The sequence below is a fragment of the Paraburkholderia sp. BR13444 genome (genome assembly GCF_040948755.1).
Taxonomy (GTDB): Bacteria; Pseudomonadota; Gammaproteobacteria; order Burkholderiales; family Burkholderiaceae; genus Paraburkholderia; species Paraburkholderia youngii.
Window position 1 is genome coordinate 489,376 of sequence record NZ_JBFPKM010000005.1, and the last position, 21,802, is coordinate 511,177.

Sequence of the window (21,802 nt, forward strand, 5' to 3'; positions counted from 1 at the left end):
CGGCACCCAGCCAGGCGACGGTCGATGTTCCAACCGAAGGAGTCAGTCATGAAGAAGTTGCTCGCCACCGTGCTGCTGTGCTGCGCGTCCACCGTCACGTTCGCTCAGGCCGCCGCGCCGCAAGGTATCAGCCAGCAGCGCATGGAGCGCATGGAGCAGCAGTTGCAGACGCGCTTTTCAACCGCGAATACCACGCACGACGGCAAGCTGACCCGTGACCAGGCGGCGGCCGGCATGCCGATGCTCGCGCGTCATTTCGATGAGATCGACACGCAGAAGGCCGGCTACATCACGCTGCCGCAGATCGAGGCGTTCATGCAGGAACGCGGCGCCGCACACTGAGCGGCTCGGACATCGAGGAGCTTTCGGATGGAACGCCCCGCCAGGATCATCGTGCTCGACGACGAAGCCGAGTTGCGCAACATGCTGCTGCGCTTCCTGCGCGGCCACGGTTTCGACGTGCGCGCGGCCGAGGACGGCAAGCGTCTGAACCGCTACCTGGAGCGAGAGCCGTTCGATCTGCTGATACTCGATCTGATGATCGGCGAAGAGGACGGCCTCGAGATTTGCGCGAAGCTGCGCGCGCAAGGGCAGACCTTGCCGATCCTGATGCTGACCGCGAAGGGCGATCCGCTCGATCGCGTGACCGGCCTCGAAACCGGCGCCGACGACTACCTCGCGAAGCCGTTCCTGCCGCGCGAGCTGGTGGCGCGAATCAATGCGCTGCTGCGCCGCCAGAAGATGGCCGCCGGCGACGTCACGGTGACCTCGCAGCGCGTGCGTTTCGGCAACTTCACGCTCGACGTCGGCAAGCAGGAACTGTCGCGCGCGGGCGAGCCGCTCGAGATTCATTCCGCGCAGATGCTGCTGCTGATCGCGCTCGCGTCGTCGCCGAATCGCGCGGTGAGCCGCGACAACCTGCTCGCGCGTGCGCGAGGGCGCGACCACGATGCGCTCGATCGCAGCATCGACGTGCAGGTGCTGCGGCTGCGGCAGATCGTCGAGGACGACCCGTCGAAGCCGCGTTTCATTCGTACCGTCTGGGGCGTCGGCTATATGCTCGTCGCCGATGTCGAATCATGATGCGCTCGCTGTCGCGCAGGCTGCTGCCGCGCACGCTGCTCGCGCGCAACATCGCGCTATTGATCGCGCTCGTGATGCTGAGCCAGATCTGCTCGATCGTCGTGCTGCTGCATTACGTGCAGCGGCCACGGGTCGAGCGCGCGGCGGCCGTGTTCGCGACCTACGTGACGACGCTCGACAACCTGCTCGCGGCCACTCCGCCCGCCTCGCGCGCGGCGCTGACCGCACGACTCGACGCGCGCGAGCAATTGCCCCCCGAAGCGACCGACACGCCGCCGCACGATCTGTTGCACGCGTATCGCACCTATCAGCGCGGCGTGTTCATCGACAGCCTGCAAAAGCATTTGCCCGCCGATATGCCCGCGCGCTGGCAGACCGAGGGCGCACAGCGGCTGTGGATTCGCATGCATGGATCGCTTGCCGGCGCCGGCAACGCGGCGGGCTTGGCGAGCGCGCCATACTGGATTGCGCTGCCGGTTCCCGAGGACGCGCAGGGCAGCGGCCTCGAAGTGGCAATCTTCCTGTCGTCGGGTCTCGCCGTGCTTGCCGCGCTCGCCGGCTACGCGATCCAGCTGCATCTGAACGAACCCTTGCACGAGCTCACGCAAGCGGCGCGCCGCGTAAGCGCCGGCGATCTGCCCGCACCGGTGCCGACCGACGGCCCCGCCGAAATCGCCGCCGTGGGCAGCGCATTCAATCAGATGACGCGCGCGTTACGGGACGCCGAAGCGACGCGTGCGTTGATGCTCGCGGGCATCTCGCACGACATCCGCACGCCGTTGACGAAGCTGCGCCTGTCGATGGCGATGGCGATGCCGCAAGGGGCCGACAGCAGCTTCGTGATCGCCGCCGAATCGTATCTGGACCAGATCGAGACGATCCTGCAGCAGTTCATGGACTACGCGGGCAGCGGCGAGCGCGAGGAAGCGCAGCCCGGCGATCTGAACGCGCTGATCGAAAGGCTCGCGGGCGACTTCGCTGGGCTCGGGCATGAGTTCGAACTTTCGTTGGGCAGTTTGCCGGCCGTTCCATATCGGCCGATCAGCATGATGCGGCTGCTGATGAACCTGATGCAGAACGCGATCGTCTACGGCGGCAGCGGGCTTGCGGTGCGCACGTGGGCGACGCAGGAAGCGGTGACGGTCGCGGTCTGCGATCGCGGCAAAGGTTTGACGGCGCAGGAGTTGGAAAAGCTGAAGGCGCCGTTCCAGCGTGGCCGCAATGCGCGTGCGCACAGCGGCGGCACGGGGCTGGGTCTGTCGATCGTCGAGCGGATCGCACGGTTGCACGGCGGCGGCCTGCAGTTTCATCCGCGCGAAGGGGGCGGCCTCGAAGTGTGGGTCGTATTGCCGGTCAAGGCGGCATAACCGCCAAACGGGAGCAGGGCGCGGTGTTGCTGCCGCTCACTCGCGATCGAGCCACGCGTCGAGCCCGACGCGAAACGCGACGCCCGCGATCACTGGCACGGTCAGCATCAGGATGATGCCGAAGTTCGGGATCTCGTCGCCGTACATGATCGGGTTGTACAGCACGACGCCCGACACGATCGCGAACATCACCACGCCAATGGCGACCATCAGGAGATTGCGCACGGACAGGGACAGCGTCCTGCGCTTCGGCTTGTCGTTCGTGTCGTGAGCGCCGGGTGCTTCGTCGTGTTGGGCAGGCATGATGGTTCTCGTGACAAAAGACGCGGCATCGGAAGCGGCCGCAGTGGACACCGCGCCCGGCATCATACCCGCGCGCGCACGGCTGATGCAGTTGTCCGCGCCGTTGCGGGTACTCATCCTTACCAACAATATATGCCATTCCAGTCTGCGATTTCAGGCGTCGGCTTGCGACCTCGCGGGAAGCGCCATTGCAGCCACCTGATGTAGCACGTCTGAAGCATCATGAAGACACCTACGCCACGGCGGCAGAGGTTCGGTGTTTGGACTAGGACGCCGCTTCAGTGTGATCGAGCCATTGCGCGAACTCGTGCCGCAACTGTGCGATATCGAGCGGCTTGCCGAGGAGCCGCGCACCCGGAATCGCCGCCCCGATCTCCGCGCTGCGACCGTAGCCCGACACCAGCAGCACGCGGATTGCGGGCTGCACTTGTCGCACGGCGCGCGCGAGTTCATCGCCGGACATACCGGGCAGCGTGAGGTCGGTCAACAGCACGTCGTAGTGTTGCGTGTTCGCGAGCGGCAGCGCTGCTTCCGCGCTCGCGACCGCGGTGCACGCGAGACCTAGCGCGCCGAGCAGTTCGCCAAGCGCCTCGCGCGATTCGGTGTCGTCCTCGACGAACAGCACGCGTGCGGCTTCCTGGGACGCGCGCGGCTGGGCCGCCTTTTGCGGCCTTTTCTTCGGCTCTTTTTTCGACGTTTTCTGCGGCGCCTTCGTCGCGCCATACGTGTCGACGGTTTCGTACGCCGCGGGCGGAACGCATGCGGCGATACGCGCTTCTCGCATCTCGGCCGCGCGGTCCGCGCGGGTGGCGCCCGAGCGTAGAACGTTACGCACCAGACGCGCGAGATCGTCGCGCCGGTACGGCTTCGACAGCAGCGTGATGCCCGCGTCGAGCTTGCCGTGGTGGACGATTTCGTCGCGCGTATAGCCCGATGTGAACAGCGTGGGCAGCGGCGGCGTGCGCGCGGCCGCGCGTTGCGCGAGTTCGACGCTCTTCAGCTTGCCGGGCATCACGACGTCGGTGAACATCAGATCGATCGGCACGTCGCTGTCGATGAACTCGAGCGCCGCGTCGCCATTCGACGCGGTCAGCACCTTGTAGCCGAGCTGCGCGAGCATTTCCACCGCGGTCAGCCGCACGTCGGCATCGTCCTCGACGACGAGTATCGTTTCGCCGCCGCCGACCGATGCCGCGGTGCCGTCGACGGTCTCCGGCGTCTCCGCCTCGCAGCAGCGCGGAAAGAACAGCGACACGGTCGTGCCGCGTCCCACTTCGCTTTCGATCGACACCTGTCCGCCGCTTTGTCGCGCGAAGCCGAACACCATGGACAGGCCAAGGCCGGTGCCGTGGCCGTCGGGCTTGGTCGTGAAGAACGGTTCGAACACGTGTTGCAGGACTTCGGGCGGCATCCCCGAACCGGTGTCGGCAACCGAGAACTCCACGTACTCGCCGGGCGACAGGTCGGGTTTGCCGCGGCAGAACGCGGCGTCGAGCGTGCGGTTGGTCGCGCGCACGGTGAGCACGCCGTCGCTGCGCATCGCGTCGCGTGCATTGATCGCGAGATTGAGCAGCGCGTTTTCGAGCTGATTGCGATCGACCTGTACGTTCCACAGATCGTCGCTGAGCACCGTGTCGATCCGCACCGTTTCGCCGAGCGCGCGGTGCAGCATCTCGCTCATGCCGGTCAGCAGGCGGCGCGGATTCAGCACGGTCGGCGACAGCGGCTGACGCCGCGCGAACGCGAGCAGATGCGCGGCGAGCTTCGCGCCGCGTCTGACGGCATCGGTCGCGGCGGATAGACGCCGCTGTGTGACGGGGTTGTCGTCGGCGTCGGCGGCGAGCATCTGCAGATTGCCGTTGATCACCTGCAGCACGTTGTTGAAGTCGTGCGCGACGCCGCCCGTCAGGCTGCCGATCGCTTCCATCTTCTGCGCCTGGCGCAGCTGCTCCTCGGCGAGCGCGCGCGCCGCGATCGAATCGGCGACGCGCTGTTCAAGTGTTTCGGTCAGCTGAAGAAGCTGCTGTTCGGCGATCTTGCGCTCGTGAATGTCGATCAGCACGCCCGGAAAGCGCGTTGGTTCGCCGTGTTCGTCGAACTGGCAGCGGCCGTTCGCCTGCACCCACATATAGCCGCCGCCGGGACGCCGGATCCGGTATTCGGCGCGAAACGGCTCGCCGCTGCGGATCGCTTCGGCGGTCAGGCGGTCGTAGAGCTCCTGGTCGTCGGGATGGATGATCTGCGTGGCCGCATCGCGCGCGACGCCTTTCGACGCTGTACCGCGCCCAAATGAAAAGGTGCGCGCGAAGCGTTCGTCGCCGGTAACCTCGCCCGTGCGCACGTCGAGCACCCAGGTGCCGAGCACCGCGCCGGTGTTCAGTGCAAGTTGCAGGCGCTCGTTGGTCTCGTGCAGTTCGGTTTCGGCTTGCTGGCGCAGGCGCTCGGTGAGCACGCGCCCAGTGGTTTCGACGACCGTCGAAAGCACGCCGGCCGGCGCGCCGCTGTCGCCCGCGACCGGGCTGTAGTACAGGTCCATCCACACGTCTTCCGGCTTGCCGTCGCGCAGCAGCACGAGCGCCTTGTCGCGATACGACAGCGTGCCGCCGGCGAGACAGGTGGCCATTACGTGACGATTGAAGTCGGCGACTTCGGGCCAGCCGTCTTCGACCGGACGGCCGAGCAGATACGGATGCCGGCCGCCCGCGAAGACCGCATAGGCGTCGTTGTAGATCATGTAGCCGGGCTCGTCCCACAACAGCACGAGCGGCATCGGCGACGCGAGCATCGTCAGGACCGTCGAGGTCAGACTGCGCTGCCAGTTTTCGATCGCACCGAGGCTGGTCGCGCGCCAGTCGAATTCGCTGATGCGTCGCGCCATCTCGCCGCGCCAGCCGGCGCAGCCGTAGTCTTGTGCCGGAAAAGGCATGCAGCGCTCCACCTGAATTCACGTCGAAAATGGTCGGCTCGGGACCGAAGCTTCGCAGGCTTCGCGCAGTCTCGCGAGCTGCAATTATTGTATGGCACATCGCCGTACCGTTGACGCTTCGCGGACGCTATTCGGGGTTTTGCCGGGTAAGCAGCCCTGTCCGAAAACGTACCGATTCGGCACATCGTTCGATGCACGGGCAACATTTACCGCGAGGCGCGTTTGCAGCGCAGCGAAAGCGGAAGAAGCGCCCGCATTTCCGGCATGGATCGATACGCGACGTACGCGCCACGCGAGGGAATGCGAATGAACGTGAGGCGTCAGTTGGACAACGACAGATACTGCGACGTCAACGGCACCGGCGGGAACGGCTGCAAGCCGGTCTGCTTGTTGAAGCTGTAGCGCACGTACACGGCCGCGAGCCACTCGCGATACTGATAAGCGTTGCCGAGCGACGCGGTTGCCCCGACCGCGAGCTGCGGCGCTAGCTGATATTCGCCGACGCCGCTGATCGAATACGACACGCCGGTCTTGCTCTGGCCCGGGTAGACGGCGGTCAGACCGTTGCCGAGGGACTGCGCGGCGGCGGCCGCGTCGCCCTGGCGTGACGAGCCGTCGTTCAGCGGGAAGTAGTTCGACGCATCCTCGCGGTAATGCTGCACGCCGATCGAGCCCTTCACGTCGTACGTGAACAGGCCTGCGCGGCCCGACCATTCGACCGGCAGATTCAGGATCACGTACTGCTGCGGACTGAAGTAGCCGCCCTGGCCGTACGTGAAGAACGACAGATTGCGGTTGTAGCCCATGATCGTCGTGTTTACGCCGACCGTCAGCGTCTGGTCGGCGTCTTTCAGCAGACGCGTGTAGACGCCTCCGCCGCCCTTGACCGCGTTGTTGCTCGGCACGTTGGTGCCCATGTAGTGCTGATACGCCGCGTTCACGTACAGGCCGCTGGTGCCGTCGTCCCACGTGAGGCTGGCGCGCACGCCGTTCGACGTGACGCCGCCCCATTCGAGGCCGGCGGCCGCATCGCGCGCGCCCGCGTACGACAGCAGGCTGTCGGTCACCGCGCGCCGCGCGACCGCGATCGAGTACGACACCTTGTCGGTGATGCCGCCGTTGTACTGCGCGCCGCCGACGATGTTGGTCTCGCGGAAGCCGATCGGTGTCACGCCGATATCGCCGCTGATGCTGCGGCTGTCATAGCCGACCGACAGGCCCACGCCGCTCGCGGTCTGGCTGCCGTAGTTGTTGGTGCCGTTCACCGCCGCCGATTCCGACGACGCGGTCGAAAGCCCCGCGCCGAAGCGCGCCAGCGTCGACGTGCTGTTCGACGCGGTGCCGGCGTCGAGCGTGACCGGGGTCGCGGTCACGACCACGTGACCGTTGCCCGCCTTGATGCGCCCCTCTACCGGCGCCTCGATGTCGGTCAGCGCCGACAGGCCGTCCTCGCCGACGCGATTGCGGAAGATCAGGCCGCCTGACACGGTGCTCGACTGCTCGCGATTGATCTGCGCGAGCTCCTCGGCGACGCCGAGCGTCTGCGCGTTCGCGACGTTCGGCTGCGGGTTGTTGCGCGCGTTGCTGCCGGGCGGGTAGTACGGCTGCGCGTAGCCGGCTGGCGGTTGCGGAATGTACGGCTGCTGCGCGTAGTAGCCCTGGTTCGGGTAAGGCTGCTGCGGTTGATAGGGCTGCTGCTGCGGGTACGGCTGATATGGCTGATACGGCTGCGCATAGCCCTGCTGCTGCGGATAGGGCGGCGGTTGCTGCGCATAGACCGGCGCCGGTTGGCTCGTTTTCGCGGTGCTCTTCTTCGTGCTCTTCTTCGCGCTGGTGCGTGTCGATCCGTACGGCAGCGGCGTCGTCGACGCGGCGTTGGCCTGCGCTTCACGCGCGGCTGGCGACATCGGCCATGGTGTGGCCGCATAGCCGTCCTGCGCGCCGTAGGGCTGCTGCGGATACGCCTGCTGCTGCGCATAAGGCTGCGGCTGCGGATAACCCGCGTTGTACTGCTGCTGCGGCATCGGCATCGGCTGCATGGGCGCCTGGCCTTGCCCCGGATAAGGCTGCAACGGCGCGCCGGACTGGCTCGAGCCGTAGGATTCCTGGCCGTAGCCGCCGACCTCGGCGGCGGAGCGGGGTGCTCCATACGGTGCGGCGACGGGCGCGGGCTGCGCGGCAGGCGCGTTATAGGGCGTCGCGGCGGGCGCCGTATAAGGCGCGACATACGGCGCGGGCGGAGGGGGCGGCGGATAGTTCGGCACGGTCTGCGTCGGCGAGGAAGACTGCGTGTTCAGGAACGGGAGCGCGGGACGCGCGGCATTATCGGCGTCGCTCGAAGTCGCGATCGCCGTCTTGCCTTCGAATGGATTGGTGCCCGGTAGCGGCGTCGCGCCGATCTGGCTCATCGCGGCTTCCCAGCCGCGCGGCACGTTGCCGCCTGCGGTACGGGGCGCATTCGCCACCAGCGGCGTATTGGCCGCGACCAGCGAGCGTTGCAGATAGGTCGACGCGAGCGACAGATTGCCTTGGGCGCGATACATGCGGCCCACGGTCGCGAGCACGCCCGGATCGTTGGGTGCGAGGGCGAGCGCCTGGTTCGCGAGCGTTTCCGCGTAGCTGAACTGCTTCGAGCCGGCCGCGGCCGAGATCGCCGCCTGCAGCAGGCTCAGGTCGTCGGGGCGGCGCTGCAGCGCGACGCGGAAGCTCGTGAGCGCGTTGCGGTCGTCGCCCGCGCTCGCATACATGCGCCCGAGCGCGGCCTGCAGGTCGGGGTTGTCGGGCATCGCGGCGAGCCACGGCGCGATCACCTCGTAGGCGCTCGCAAGATCGCCGCGCAGGCGTACTGCGTCAGCCTGTCGGATCACGATGCCGAGATTCAGGTTGTTGAAGTCGGTGCGCTGCTGCGGCGTCAGTTGCATGCTCTGCAACTGGCGCATCACATTGCCGAGCTCGGCCTGCTGCCCTGCCGCGGACAGAATGCCTGCGTATTGCAGCAGCAGATCGGTGTTGCCGGGCGCCGCGCTCATCGCTGCGCGCACGAGACTCAGCGCGCGAGTCGGATCGCCGGCCTGCTGGTACGCGCTGGCGATCACGCCGATCAGCTCGGGATTGTTGCCGGCCACCGGCTCGGCGGCGCGCAAGGTCGCGATGGCCTGCTGCGTCTGGCCGTTCTTCGCCATGCGCGTCGCGAGATCGGCCTGCTGATGCACCCACAGCCGATGCTGCAGCGTCGTCATCGCGTCGGTGCGCTGCGCGGGCGCAATGCGGTCGAGCTGCGCGAGACCGGTCGACCAGTCCTGCGTTTCCGCCGACAGCAACGCGCTCGCGTACAGCGCATCGGTCATGTCCGGATGGGTGGCGAGCAGGCCGTCCATCATGCTGCGCGCATTCGCGACCGCGCCCTGGCGCACGTAGATGCGCGCGAGGTCGAGCCGCAGCCACGGATCGTCGGGCTTGTTCAGCAGCGCGTCCTCGAACAGGCTGCGCGCGGTGCCGAGATCGCCACGCGCTTCGGCCGCGCGTGCCTGCGCCGCCTGTGCTTCGCCGCGCAAACGGTCGATGCCGCCGACCTTCGCTTGCTGCTCCGCGTTCAGCTGATTGGCGAACTGCAGCGCCTCGTCGGCGCGGCCCTGCGCGGCGAGCGCGCCGACGAGGCCGCGAATCGCGTCGGGGTTGTCGGCCTGGCGGCGCAGCGCCATCCGGTACGCCTGCTCGGCGCCGGCCGGGTCGCCGGTCTGAAGCAGCATTTCGCCGAGCTGCACCTGCGCGGTCACGTCGGACGGATTCAGCGCGATCGCGCGCTCGAACAGCGCCTTCGCCTTCGCGAACTCGCCATTGCTGCGCGCGCCGATCGCTTCGCTGGTGTAGGTCCAGTACGTCGCGCTGTCGAGCGCGGTTTTCCAGCGCGCCGGATTGGGGCCGCGCGAGGCGCGCTCCAGGTAGTTGCGCGCGTCGGCGAAATGCTCCTGCTTCAGCGCGGCGATGCCCATGCCGCCTAGCGCGTCGGTATCGTTAGGACTGTTTGCGAGCACCGACGAGAACCTGGCGCGCGCGGTCACGATGTCGTCGCGGTCGAGCGCGGCGAAGCCCTCGGCGATCACGCGGCCGCGCGCGTCGGCGGCGGCGTTTTGCTGCGCGCGGGCACGCGCCGCGGCGTCCTGCTGCACCATCGATTCGTAGCGTGCCTTCACGGCGGCATCTTCACCGGCGGTCTGGAAGAACGACTCGTACAGCGCGGCGTCGGAGGGTCGCGCGTCGAGCCATAGCAGCGCCTGGCGCCAGCTCTTTTTCGCCGCCGCGCCGACCGAGGTGTCGCCCGCGAGCTTCTGCAGCCGCGCGATACCATCGCGCCGCGTGACGTCGCGATAGGTCAGATGCTGCGCGTACGCGAGCGCGAAGCGCGGGTCGTTCGGGTTGTCGTGCGCGAGCTGTTCGAGGCCGCGGCGCGCTTCGTCCCAGCCCTGCGGCGTGGCCGACAGCGCCTGGTAGTACTCGAGCTGCAACTGCGACGTGGCGGGCTTGCCGGTCAGCGCGCGCTGATACTCCTGCGCCGCGCTCGCGCTCTGTCCGGCTTGCGCGAGCCGGCGCGCTTCGTTGATCGTCTGATCGCGCGGGCTGGTCTGGCCCAGCCGGCGGCCGAGCTCATCGAGATTCGGATAGTTCGGCGCGGCCGCCTTCAGCCGCGCGAGGTATTGCTGCGCGCCGGCCGCGTCCTTGCGGTCGGCCAGCACCATGCCCATGCCGAACAGCGCGTCGGGCTGCTTCGGATCGATGCTGAGCACCTTCTGCCACGCCTGCTCGGCGAGGTCGCCGCGCTGATGCGACTGCCAGTACTTGCCCTGATCGATCAGCACGCTCAGCGGATCTTTGCTCGCCTGCGCGAGCGCGTCGGGTGCTGTCGCGGCCGCGCAGAGCACCGCGCCGACGGACAGCGCGATACGCAGCGACACGGCGAGAGCGTTCAATCGCATGCGGCCCTCCAGGCGGGCACGAGGCTGCCGGCTTCATCGAAGCGGTAGCGGCCATCGATGAACCCTGTGCCGAACAGACCGAGCACACGATCGTAGTACACCGGTTCGCGGCCCGGCACGCTCGCGTCGAGCGCGGCGAGCCGCGTGCGCGCGAGGCCGAGGCCATGCTCGTCGCCCAGCGTCTTGAAGTAAGGCGCGAGCGCGCCCCAGTAGCTGAGCGGGCCTTCGCCGCTCGACGCGCCGGTGGTCGACGACACCTTCTCCGGCGGGAAGCCGTTCTGCGCGACCTTCGCGCGCATGCCGCCGAGCGCGCCGAGCCACGGCTTCGCGAGCGGATCGGCGGGCGACGCGAGGCCGGCCCACAGATAGACGCGGATCGCGTCGTAGCTGCCGACGTCGCCGTGCTTCGGATCGACGACGAAGCGGCCGTTCTGCCACGCCGCCCAGTCGGGCGCGAAGCCTTGCGGCGACACGGTTTTGACGAACTGATAGGCGTTGTCGGCGAGCTTGGCCCACGGGCCGTCCGGCACCTCGTGCGCGAGCGCGCGCAGCAGCGGCAGCGGCAGATAGCTCGGATTCAGGCGCGTGACGCCGCCGTTCCTGAAACCCTGCGCGCCCGGCAGCAGCATCGGCCCGAGACCGGACAGATTCGCGACTTCGTCGTGCGCGATGCGCTCGGCGAGCGCCTGCCCGAGCTGCGTGTAGGCGGGGTTGTGCCACAGGCGGCCGGCCTGCAGCAGGTCGTAGGCGATCCAGAGGTCGGAATCCGATGCCGAATTCGGATCGAGCACGCCGTACGAGCCGTCCGGTTTTTTGCCCCATTGCCACGCGGGCAGCCGCAGGTTCTGCGCGTCTAACTGGTCGCCAGCGAGATTCGCGCGGGTCCAGCCGAGCAGCTTGTCGAAGGTCGCGCGGTCGTTGGCGACCAGCGCGAAAAAGAGCGCGTAGGACTGGCCTTCCGAGGTGGTCTGCTGGGTCGGCGTCGAGTAGTCGATCACGCGGCCGTCGGCCTGCACGAAGCGTTGCACGAAGGTTCGCCACGCACTCCAGTCGCCGCAGGCGGCGCCGTTCTGCGCGGCCTGAGCGGGGCTGCTCGAAGCCGCAAGACTCGCCGACGCCGCAATGCCGATACTGAGCGCCAGCGCAAAAGAGGTTCTTCTGCCGATCCGAAACCGCATACGAGTCATATCCGTTCCATCAGTCCTTCAGTCGACGCGCGGCAAGCGCGCGCAGCGTCCGGTAGCACAGGCCCGCGATGATCAGCGCGGCGAGTACGCCGCCGAACAACAGCAGCAGCGGATGCGATGACAGCGCCCAGCGCAGATACTCCTGCGGCGACAAATGGCCGACATAGTATGCGGAGCCGTTCGACGTGACGGTGACGTCGCGGCCATGGATCACGGCCATCGCGCCTTGAATCTTCGGCAGCACGTCGGCGTCGAGCAGCGCGGCGGACAGGTCGGCATCCGACGGGCCGGCCGCGCTGATCAGCGCAACCGCGCTGCGGCCGCTCTGCAGCGGCGACTCGAAGCCGGTCAGCAGCGCCGCGCCGTTTGAGCTGACCATCGTCAGATCGGCGCGCGCGGGCGTGCGCTCGACGCCGCGCTCGCCGTGCCACCAGTCCCGCAGCTTGAACACGAGGTCGGTGAGCTGGAACGTGTGCGCGTCGCCGTTGCTGGAGAACGGCATCGACTTCGACCAGCGCTGCAACAGCGGCTGCTTGCCGGGCGCGCCGAACACCAGCAGGTCCTTGTCCGCGAAGTGGTCGACGTCGGCCGCGTGGGTGACGGTCACGCCGGCGACCGGAAAGCCGGTCGATTCGCCCATCCGGCCCATCGTCAGCAGATACAGGCCATAGTCGCTCGCGTCCGGGTCGTCCGGCAGCACGACGGCGGTCTCCGAGAGATCCGCCATCCGTGTGAACGGGAAGCCGCTGTTGGCGAACGCGGCCAGGTCGGGCAGCGCCATGTAGTGCGGGAACGACGACAGGTCGATCGTCGAGTTCGGATCGATCGCGCCGACCACGTTCTGCAGCAGGCGGCCCGCGCATTCGCCGGTGTTCGGGATGTCGTAGTAGAAGTGCAGGCGCAGTTGGGTGCGCGGCGTCATCAGCAGCGGCGGGATGCGGATGTTGCGGCGCGCGTCGGCGGTGCCGTCCGGCATGATCAGGCTGAAGTAGCGGCTCAGCTCGAACACCGACGTCGAGCGTGCCGGAATCGGCAGCGCCTGCACGAAGCCGTTGTTCACGCTGATGTTCAGCGACGAGCGGTCGCGCTTGGGTCGCACCGTGTAGCGGTAGCGCAGAGCGATCGGCGCGCCGCGCGTGTGCCACATGAACAGATCGGGCGCCACACGCATGTTGATGCGCACCGCGTCGGCGTCGTAGCCGAACACGGTCAGGTCTTTCGGATCGGCGAGTTCGCCGAAGCGCACCGCGCGGTCGGTCGCAAGCCAGTTCGGCGCGTCGTACGGCACGCGCGGCGTGATCTCGTTCAGTGCCGTGATCGTCGCGCTCGCGCCGGACAGCGTGCTATGGCCGATGCCGAGCGACTTCGCGGCGGTCTTCAGCTCGGCCTCGTCGCGGCCGAGCACGAGCAGCAGCTTGCCGCGCGCGTTCGCGTCGCGCTCGACCACCGCGATGGTCGGCCCGGTGATCTCGGGAATCGTCACGCCGGCCGGATGCTGGTCGCTGGTCGCGAACACGACCGCGTTGCCCGACAGCGGCGGGTTGTCGAGTTGGGTCGGAAACAGCGCGCCGCGATAGCCGGCGAGCGAGCCGAACCACGACGCGACGATGCCGGCGGCTTCGAGCGTGCCGTTGCCGGGTTTCTGCGCGAATACGAATGGCAGTTCGAGGCGGCGCACGTCGCGGCGGTCGAAGAACGGCTGCGGCAGCGCGGCCAGTTCCGCCTTCGTCGCGAGCGACGAGTAGGTCAGGTCGAGCGAGCTCGCGTTGCTGATCGTCGCCCACAGCGACGAGTTCGCGGGGTCTTCGCAGGCGGTCGTGTAATGGCCGATCAGTTGCAGGTTCAGGTGGTTGAAGTCGGTGATGAAGCGCGGATCGATCGTGATGTCGCGCGCGACCAGCATGCCGGCCTGCTCGTGCGGCAGCGGCAGCGTCGCGGCGACCTCGCCGTTGATCAGCACCTTCAGTTGCGACAGGTTCGCCAGCAACGCGGGCGAGTAGCTGTAGATCAGATGCAGCGTCGCGCCGGTCACGACCTCGTCGCCGCGCACCGAGAACGCGATGCCGTTCTGGCCGTCGACGCCGCGCAGTTGCAGCGGGTCGAGCGCGCCGAAGTCGGCAAACGTCAGCGTCTGACGGCGGCCTCCCGGCACCAGCGTGCCGGGCTCGGCGGTGGTCGGCGTGCGCATGCCGAGCGCCTTTACCGACGATGCCGCGAGCGCGGGCGTCGGCGTGGCGAGCTGGTCCTGGGCGATCGCGTTCGGATCGAACGGCACCGCCGCGCTCGGCGCGGGCACGTTGCCGACACCGGTCGCGACTTGCGGGCTTTGCGCCGCGCCGGCGGTTGCGGCGGCGGCCGGGGCCGGTTTGGTGGTGGCTGCCGGGGCAGCAGCCGGTGCAGCCGCGTAAGCGAGCGGCACGAACGACGCCAGCGCGGTCTGCAGCGCAAGCCAGCAGGCGACGCCGCGCATGATTCGCCGCGAGCGCTGTGAGCCGTGGCGGGCTAACACGCGCGATTGGGGGCCAGTGCTGTTGCGCCCGTTAGCCGGGTGTTCGATGTTGTCCTTAGGCATCCGGTAGCCCATAGATCAGTCTTTCGTTTTTAGCTTCTTGACATCCGCGGGACGGCTTTTGATCGAACTGCGCAAGTCGTCGTACAGATGCTCGAACAGCCCCGCGATGCCACGCACGCCGACCTTCAGCACATGCGACAGGCCGCGCAGCGGCGTGTCCGTCTCGCGTCCCTCGGCCCAGCCGGTCCACGCGTCCGCGCGGGCGAAGGTGGTCTTCACGAACTCGTACTCCTGTTCAGGCGACAGCGACGAAAAGCGCAGGCCCACGCGGCCAGGCTCGGTAAAACTGACGGTGGCGGGAAACGCGTACTCTTCGTCGCCGCGGAACAGCGACACGGTCACGGGTTCCTGCATCGGCACTTCGATCATGCTGGGCAGCGCGACACCAACGCCGCCTTCCGAGTAGTCGATCGTTTCGCATGCGAGCGTGCGGCCGGTCGAGAACTTCAGCATCACCGGCATCTTCATCGCGACGCGGGGCACCGCGCGGATCTGGCGACGCTCGCTCGCGGCGGCCACGCTCGCGCCGAGGATCAGCATGTTGTAGCTGGTCCACGCGAGATTGAGCAGCGTGGTCTCGACGATGCTGCGCACGTGCCAGTTCAGATAGATGTGCACGAGACCCGCGAGGAAGCCGAGCAGGTTCAGGAGCAGCAGGAACAGATACGGCCGCGAGATCGACCAGTCGAAGTAGCTCTTCTCGATCACGCCGCCCTTGGCCGTCACGTTGAACTTGCCGAGCTTCGGATTGATCAGCGCGAGCAGCGTCGGCGCGGTGATGTACGACGCGAGCACCGACTCGTACACCTCGGCCCAGAACGAATGGCGGAACATGCGCTGCATCCGCGAGTTCGTGATGCTCGCGTGCATCATGTGCGGCAGCGCGTAGATCGCGATCGTGCTGGCCGCCGCTTCGATCACATGCGCGCCGAAGAACAGGTACGACAGCGGCGCGGTCAGGAACACGAGACGCGGCACGCCGTAGAAGAAGTGCATCATCGCGTTCAGATAACAGAGCCGCTGGCCGATCTTCAGCCCCTTGCCGGTGAGCGGATTGTCGATCCGGAAGATCTGCGTCATGCCGCGCGCCCAGCGGATACGCTGGCCGATGTGACCCGACAGGCTTTCGGTCGCGAGGCCGGCGGCCTGCGGAATCGCCAGATACGCGGTGGTGTAGCCGAGGCGGTGCAGCTTCAGTGCGGTGTGCGCGTCTTCGGTCACGGTTTCCACTGCGATGCCGCCGATCTCCTCGACCATGCTCCGGCGCAACAGCGCGCACGAGCCGCAGAAGAACGTCGCGTTCCACAGATCGTTGCCGTCCTGCACGAGGCCGTAGAACAACTCGCCTTCGTTCGGCACCTTGCGGAAGGTGCCGAGGTTGCGCTCGAACGGGTCGGCGGAGAAGAAGTGGTGCGGCGTTTGCAGCATCGACAGCAGCTTGTCGCGCAGGAACCAGCCGAGGCCGATCTGCAGGAACGAGCGGGTCGGAATGTGATCGCAGTCGAAGATCGCGAGGTACTCGCCGCTCGTGATCTTCATCGCCTCGTTGATGTTGCCGGCCTTCGCGTGACGGTTGTGCGTGCGGATCGTCCAGTTCACGCCGACTTCCTCGCAGAACGCCTTGAACTCGGGGCGGCGGCCGTCGTCGAGCACGTGGATCGACATCTTGTCGGCCGGGTAGTCGAGCGCGAGCGCCGCGTAGACGGTCGGCTTCACGACGGCGAGCGGCTCGTTGTAGGTCGGGATGAACACGTCGACGGTCGGCCATTCGTCGCGATTGGCGGGCAGCGGCATCGGCTTGCGCTTGAGCGGCCACGCGGTCTGGAAGTAGCCGAGCATCAGCACGAGCGTCGCGTAAACCTCGGCGGAGACGAGCAGCAAACCCCAGGCGGCGTCGAGCGGCTGCTCCCAGCCGGTCGTTTCGGTCAGACGCCAGTACATGTAGCGGCCCGACGCGACGATCGACAGCATGATCATCACCATCGTCGCGTAGCGGCCGGGCAGACGCCGAAAAATCAGCGCGAGCACGAAGCACAGCGTCGCGAAGGTCAGCTGCTGATAGAACTCGAGCGGCACCGTGAACACGAAGTACAGCATGTACAGCGCGAGCAGCGTGACGAGCCCGGTGACGATGCGGCTGTTCCAGAAGTTCGCTTCGATGAAGCGTTCGAACCGCGAAGGCTCGCCGCCCTCGGGTTCGCGGGAGGAGGCTGGGCTGCTCATGCGACGTTCCTCGGCTGGGCGGCGATCGCGTCGAGCGCCGCCATGAGCCACGCGCCGCACGCGCGCAAATCGGCGGCGGCCTGGCTCAGTGGATCGTAGTGGATCAGCGTCGTGTCGCAGGCGAGCGCTTCGCTGACGCCTTCGTCGAGATGGATCACGCCGGGGAACACCTTGCCGGCGAGCATCTGGCGCAACACCTTCAGCACGTCCTTGGTCAGCTGGCGCGACTGGTCGATCTGGTTGACCACGTAGCCGACGCCGCCGAAGTCCGCGCGCGGCGCCGCGTAGGTTTCGATCAGCCGCTCCATGTGCGGGATCGCCGCGTACGACGCGGCGTCGGCGAGCACGATGTTCAGCGCGAAGGTGGCCGCGCTCAGCGCGGTTCGCGCGTAGACCGACGAGCCGGGCGGCGTGTCGATGATGACGATGTCGGACGCATCGAGCCGCAGGCTCTGCAGCGACTGCGCGAGCCATTGCGGATGCTGGTCGATATGCGCCTCGAGGCGGCGGCGGTCATCGTCCAGCAGCGCGCCATAGGGCAGCACCGTCACGCCGTCGATGCCGTCGAACATCACCGTTTGCCACGGGTTGCCGGAGAGCGTTGCGCGCGACACGCCGTCGATGCTGTCGAGCGGCACGCCGAAGTGCAGACGCAAGGCGTTCTGCGGATCGAGATCGAGCGCGATCACGCGCCGGCCGCTGTTGGCGAGCACGGAGGCAAGATTGGCGGCGAGGGTGGTCTTGCCGACCCCGCCTTTGGCGGATACCACGGCAATGACTTTCATGGTCGACGCGAACCGTTGGTGAGCCAGGACGGGAAGCCGCCGCGCGCGGGACCGCCGGATGGCTGGGCGCCTTGCACGGGCGTGCCGCGCAGACGGTCGAAGAGCGAGTTCAGCGACGTGGTTTGGGGCGCGGGCACGGCAGCTTGCGGCGGCGCGGATGGGTTCTGCGCGGCAAACATCTTGCCGAGGATCGACGGTGGTTGGGCTGGTTGCGCGGGCGGGACAGCGTAGGTAGGTTGCGTGGCCGGTAACGGTTGCATCGGCGCTGCCGGTGCGGCGCTGACGCTGGGTGCGACCCATGCGGGCGCGGTCGGTGGAACCGAAGCTTGCGACGCTGCCGGAGCCGGTGCCGGGATCGGCGGGATCGGCGCGATAGGCGCGATAGGCGCGATAGGCGCGATAGGCGCGATAGGCGCGATAGGCGCGATAGGCGCGGGTGGGGCAGCAGCCGGCACGCCCGGCGCGGCAGCGATGCCCGATGACGCGACGCCCGCCGCCGCGCGCGCGGCAGCCTCGTCGGGTTCATCAGGGGTACTGAAGCGCGACGCGCCACTCGGCGCCGCCGGCTGCGCGGGACTTACCGGCACCGGTGGAATGTCACGCCGGTGAGGGCGCGTGAACAGCGGCGCCTTCGCGCGCGTCACCGATGCCATGTCTTTCGGTGTCGTGTCCTCATGGACGGCTACGGGCCGTGGCGCCACGCTCGCCGGCGGCTGCTGTTTCGGGTCGCGAAGCTGGCCGATCGCCGGAATGGCGGGCTGGGTCAGTTCGAGCGTGACGAGCAGCGGCCAACGGGTGCGCGCGGCGCGCGCGTCGTTTTCGCGACCGATCTCCTGGTACGCGTTGGCGTCGCCGCCGAATTGCTCGAACAGTTTTTCGATGTCGCTCGATGAACTCATGATGCTGTCGTCTGGTACATACCGTGCATTGCCCCGAGCCGATGTCTCGGAGCGCTGTTTTATTTGAACTGCCTTTCCTGCTTCCACGCGTCGGCTGTATCGACGTCGCACATTTTTTGCACTACTACCGCACTGTCTTGAACCTGGTATGTCGTTCCGCAGAGCCGCTGATGCTCAGGCGGGATGACGGCCGAGGCGGAATTCGAGCGAGCTGTCCTCGCCGAATGCGCTCGTCTGCACGACCGCCAAACCCTGCGCGCCCAACGCGCTCAACCACGTCTGATAGGCGCCTTCGAGAAACGCCGGCGTCCAGGCGAGCGCCGAATCGCCGAAGGCCGGCAGCGGCGCGCAATAGTGAATGATGCGCAGCGACTCCGCCTCATCGGCGAGTGCGACATAACCCCAATCCATCTGTTCCCAGTGAGCGTTCAACACCTGCTCGAGCTCGGCCGTCGATGAGCAGGCGGGCAGCGGATGCGCGAGCGCGAAACGATTGCCGACGCGATGCATCAGCTGACGCAATTCGTCGCGGCCGATTTGCGCTTCGAACTCGCTCGCCAGTGCGCTCAGCATGCCGCGCCACTGCGGTGAGATCTGGCGTTCGAGCAGATATTCGAGGATTGGGACCATGTTTTTCGGAAGTGGTCGCTGCCCGTTGCGCATTCGCAAACGTTTGCCCAATTGAGCAGCGGAGTCGTTCGGCAATCGTACGCCGCGCCATTTACGTCATTTCTGCCGGAATGTCTAGCGTGTCCGGCACACTCGTCAGAAGTCTACTTAAGACAGTGACTTTTAGCCAATTTCCATTGATGCGCATTCGAGACACATGAATTACGTAATTTTTGCTGATTCAAACTAAATTGAAACGTTTGCCTTCGCTTCATGCAAAAAGACTTGCGCAACATAGAAATCATGCATTCGGCGAGTGGTAATTCGCGCGAATCGAATTGCGGCATTGCCTGAAATCGTAATGAAAGTTAATCGTCGCTTGCCGGCAATGGCCGAGAACGATCTTCGATTCAAAACGATTCGTAATGGGTACGCGGCGAACGTTAGCCATAAATGTTTATCGAACGTTTGCCGATAACCATTGGCGGAGTGACCGGAAACCCAGCCTGATCAGCCTTTATGTCTGCCATCCCAACGCAGCACCTGTCCCAGCCGAGTATGCGTGAGCGCTTTCACCGGCGCTCGCTCGAGCATCAGCGGCCGCTTGCCCTCGTGAAGCTGGGCTTCACGGTGCTTGCGTTCCTGTCGATGGTGGCGGCGCGCGAACTGGTCGGCGCACCGGCCGCGCCGCTCGGGTACCGGCTACTGTGCGCGTTCGTGCTTGCGCTGCTGGTACTGGCGATCCCGTCCACGAAATCGACGGCGCTGTTCGGCGCAATCTGTGTCGCGTACGAGCTGGTGCTGATCGGCGGGCTCGTGCTGAATGCGCAAGGCCTGGCACAGCCGTTGCCGTGGCTCTTGCCGGCGTTCGTCGTGATACCGATCTGCGCGGCGCCGATATGGCTCACGCCCGTGCATTTCGCCACCGGCAGCGCGCTGTTCTACGCGGTGGCCATCGCGCTGCTGCGCGGCAAAACTCATGCGCCCGAGGTCGACGTGGCCGTGTGGACGTGGGTCATCGCGATCGGCGCGCCGACGACGGCGGTGTTCCATTTCGCTTTCTACCATTTCCGGCGCAATCACTTTCTGCTCGAAAGCCAGCTCGCCCAGCTCGCCGCAACCGATTCGCTGACCGGCCTGCAAAACCGCCGCTCGTTCGTCAAGCACGCGGAGGGACGACTCGAGACGCTGGCACCGGGCGCGCAGATCAGCGCGATCTTCCTCGACATCGACAGCTTCAAGTCGCTCAACGACCGCTTCGGCCATGCGGTCGGCGACCATGCGCTGTTTCAGGTCGCGCAGGTGCTGAAGGACGCGGTCGCGCTTTACCACAGCGTGAGCCGCATCGGCGGCGAAGAGTTCGCGCTGCTGATCGACGACGACCTCACCGGCGCGCTGCAATTCGCCGAGCGGCTGCGCCTCGACATCGCCGCGATCGAACGGCCGGACGGCAATCTCACCGCGAGCTTCGGCGTGGCCGAGCACCGGCGCGGCGAAAGCTTCATGGTGCTGCTCGATCGCGCGGACGAAGCGTTGCTGCGGGCGAAGCAGACGGGCCGCAACCGGGTCTGCGCGGAGCGCGCGCTACCGTTCGACGCGCTGCAGCCGCCGCTCGACGACGTGCTTGCGCCGCGTTACCGCTGGGAAGACTTCTATCTGATCTCGCACTTCCAGCCGCTCTACAGCCTGTCGCATCAGAAGCAGGTCGGTTTCGAGGCGCTGCTGCGCGGCGAGCACGACGACGGCACGCTGGTGCCGCCGGTCGTGATGTTCGCGCCGAAGCCGTCGAGCGACGAAGGCGCGCTCGACCGCGTGAGCCACGCGGTGCATCTCGGCAACGCGCGCGGCGCGCTGCCCGGCGATGCGTGGCTGTTCCTGAACATCCTGCCGTCCACCTTCGTCGCCGACGGCTATGCCGACCAGTTGACGAAGATCGTGCGCGCCGCGGGGCTCGAACCCGAGCGCGTGATTCTGGAGATCCTCGAATCGCATGGCGGCAGCGTCGACGAGATGTCGCGCGCGGCGGCGCGCTATCGCCAGCACGGCTTCCTGATCGCCGTCGACGACTTCGGCGCGGGCCAGTCGAACCTCGACCGGCTGCTGCGGATTCGGCCGGACATCGTGAAGCTCGACGGCGAGCTGATTCGCGCGACCACGCACGGCACGCAGCAGCCGATCCTGCCGAAGCTCGTGTCGCTGCTGCATCAGGCGGGGATGCTGGTGGTCGTCGAAGGTGTCGAGACGACCGACGAGCTGATTCTCGCGGTCGAGTCGAATGTCGATTTCGCGCAGGGCTATCTGCTCGGGCGGCCCGCTGTCGAGATCGCGCCGCCCGAGTCGGTGCATCGCCAGATCGACGATGCATTCGACGTGATCGCGCAGGGCCGCGCGCATCAGTATGCGTTGTTCGAATCCGAGCTGGAGCCGTACCGGGTCGAACTGCGGCGCGCGGCCGACGGCTTGCGCGCCGGCGTCACGATGGACGACGCGTTCGCGCTGATCGCGACCTTCAAGCGTTGCATCAGCTGCTTCCTTCTCGACGATACCGGCCGCCAGATCGGTCATGAGGTGCGCGGGTCGGCATGGTGCAAGGACGCCGCGTCGCTGCAGCCGGTCGCGAATCCGCGCGATGCGCGCTGGGATCATCGGCCGTACTTCCGCAATGCGGTGCTGCTGCCCGGCGAGGCGATCACCAGTAATCCGTATCTGTCGCTCGCGAGCGGGCGGCCGTGCATCGCAGTGACACTGGCCGTGCAATTGGCGAACGGGCGCTGTGTGATGGGGGTCGAGCTGGATTGGTCGGCGCGAGGTTTGCCCTGGCCGGCGGGGGAGTAGGGGAAGGCCGCGTCCGCGGATGGGGGCGGCCCGCGGCTTT

13 protein-coding genes are annotated in these 21,802 nt (G+C 67.1%); 4 read left to right on the forward strand and 9 right to left on the reverse strand.

The features are described 5' to 3' along the window. Positions 1 to 48: 48 nt before the first annotated feature. Genes AB3X95_RS18105 through AB3X95_RS18115 form a run of 3 tightly spaced genes read left to right on the forward strand, consistent with a single transcriptional unit; the run spans position 49 to position 2,450 of the window. A complete protein-coding gene (locus AB3X95_RS18105; RefSeq protein WP_176107818.1) occupies positions 49 to 342 on the forward strand; it encodes an EF-hand domain-containing protein in 294 nt (97 codons plus the stop codon). 27 nt (positions 343 to 369) lie between these two features. Next, complete coding sequence (locus AB3X95_RS18110; RefSeq protein WP_368622084.1) at positions 370 to 1,083, forward strand: response regulator; 714 nt, start codon at positions 370 to 372, stop codon at positions 1,081 to 1,083. Then, positions 1,080 to 2,450, forward strand: coding sequence for an ATP-binding protein (locus AB3X95_RS18115; protein ID WP_368622085.1), 1,371 nt, complete (start codon positions 1,080 to 1,082; stop codon positions 2,448 to 2,450). Before AB3X95_RS18110 ends, AB3X95_RS18115 begins: the two co-directional genes overlap by 4 nt. A 36-nt stretch (positions 2,451 to 2,486) precedes the next feature. Here AB3X95_RS18115 and AB3X95_RS18120 read toward each other — a convergent pair whose 3' ends face one another. From AB3X95_RS18120 to bcsD, 9 genes are all read right to left on the reverse strand, one after another. Continuing rightward, positions 2,487 to 2,753, reverse strand: a complete 267-nt coding sequence (locus tag AB3X95_RS18120; protein WP_176124817.1) for a hypothetical protein — start codon at positions 2,751 to 2,753, stop codon at positions 2,487 to 2,489. Between the two features lie 265 nt (positions 2,754 to 3,018). Beyond that, a complete protein-coding gene (locus AB3X95_RS18125; protein WP_368622086.1) occupies positions 3,019 to 5,679 on the reverse strand; it encodes a response regulator in 2,661 nt (886 codons plus the stop codon). Positions 5,680 to 5,999: 320 nt separating this feature from the next. Continuing rightward, positions 6,000 to 10,652, reverse strand: coding sequence for a cellulose synthase subunit BcsC-related outer membrane protein (locus AB3X95_RS18130; protein WP_368622087.1), 4,653 nt, complete (start codon positions 10,650 to 10,652; stop codon positions 6,000 to 6,002). Beyond that, a complete protein-coding gene (gene bcsZ / locus AB3X95_RS18135) occupies positions 10,643 to 11,830 on the reverse strand; it encodes a cellulose synthase complex periplasmic endoglucanase BcsZ (RefSeq protein WP_368622088.1) in 1,188 nt (395 codons plus the stop codon). Before bcsZ ends, AB3X95_RS18130 begins: the two co-directional genes overlap by 10 nt. Positions 11,831 to 11,849: 19 nt before the next feature. Next, a complete protein-coding gene (bcsB, locus tag AB3X95_RS18140; RefSeq protein WP_368622089.1) occupies positions 11,850 to 14,423 on the reverse strand; it encodes a cellulose biosynthesis cyclic di-GMP-binding regulatory protein BcsB in 2,574 nt (857 codons plus the stop codon). Between the two features lie 3 nt (positions 14,424 to 14,426). Further along, positions 14,427 to 16,634 (reverse strand): UDP-forming cellulose synthase catalytic subunit, encoded by a 2,208-nt coding sequence (bcsA, locus tag AB3X95_RS18145; protein ID WP_368622090.1) that lies wholly within the window; start codon positions 16,632 to 16,634, stop codon positions 14,427 to 14,429. Then, a complete protein-coding gene (gene bcsQ, locus AB3X95_RS18150; RefSeq protein ID WP_368622091.1) occupies positions 16,631 to 17,419 on the reverse strand; it encodes a cellulose biosynthesis protein BcsQ in 789 nt (262 codons plus the stop codon). The genes bcsA and bcsQ overlap by 4 nt, the downstream gene beginning before the upstream one ends. After that, positions 17,416 to 18,318: a cellulose biosynthesis protein BcsP gene (gene bcsP / locus AB3X95_RS18155; protein ID WP_368622092.1), complete on the reverse strand. Its 903-nt coding sequence runs from the start codon at positions 18,316 to 18,318 to the stop codon at positions 17,416 to 17,418. The genes bcsQ and bcsP overlap by 4 nt, the downstream gene beginning before the upstream one ends. A gap of 174 nt (positions 18,319 to 18,492) precedes the next feature. Next, the gene (gene bcsD, locus AB3X95_RS18160) at positions 18,493 to 18,948 is read right to left on the reverse strand and encodes a cellulose biosynthesis protein BcsD (protein ID WP_176124829.1); all 456 of its coding nucleotides are present in this window, start codon (positions 18,946 to 18,948) and stop codon (positions 18,493 to 18,495) included. Positions 18,949 to 19,446: 498 nt separating this feature from the next. Here bcsD and AB3X95_RS18165 point away from each other — a divergent pair, with 498 nt between their 5' ends. Beyond that, positions 19,447 to 21,762, forward strand: coding sequence for an EAL domain-containing protein (locus AB3X95_RS18165; RefSeq protein ID WP_368622093.1), 2,316 nt, complete (start codon positions 19,447 to 19,449; stop codon positions 21,760 to 21,762). Positions 21,763 to 21,802: the final 40 nt, after the last annotated feature.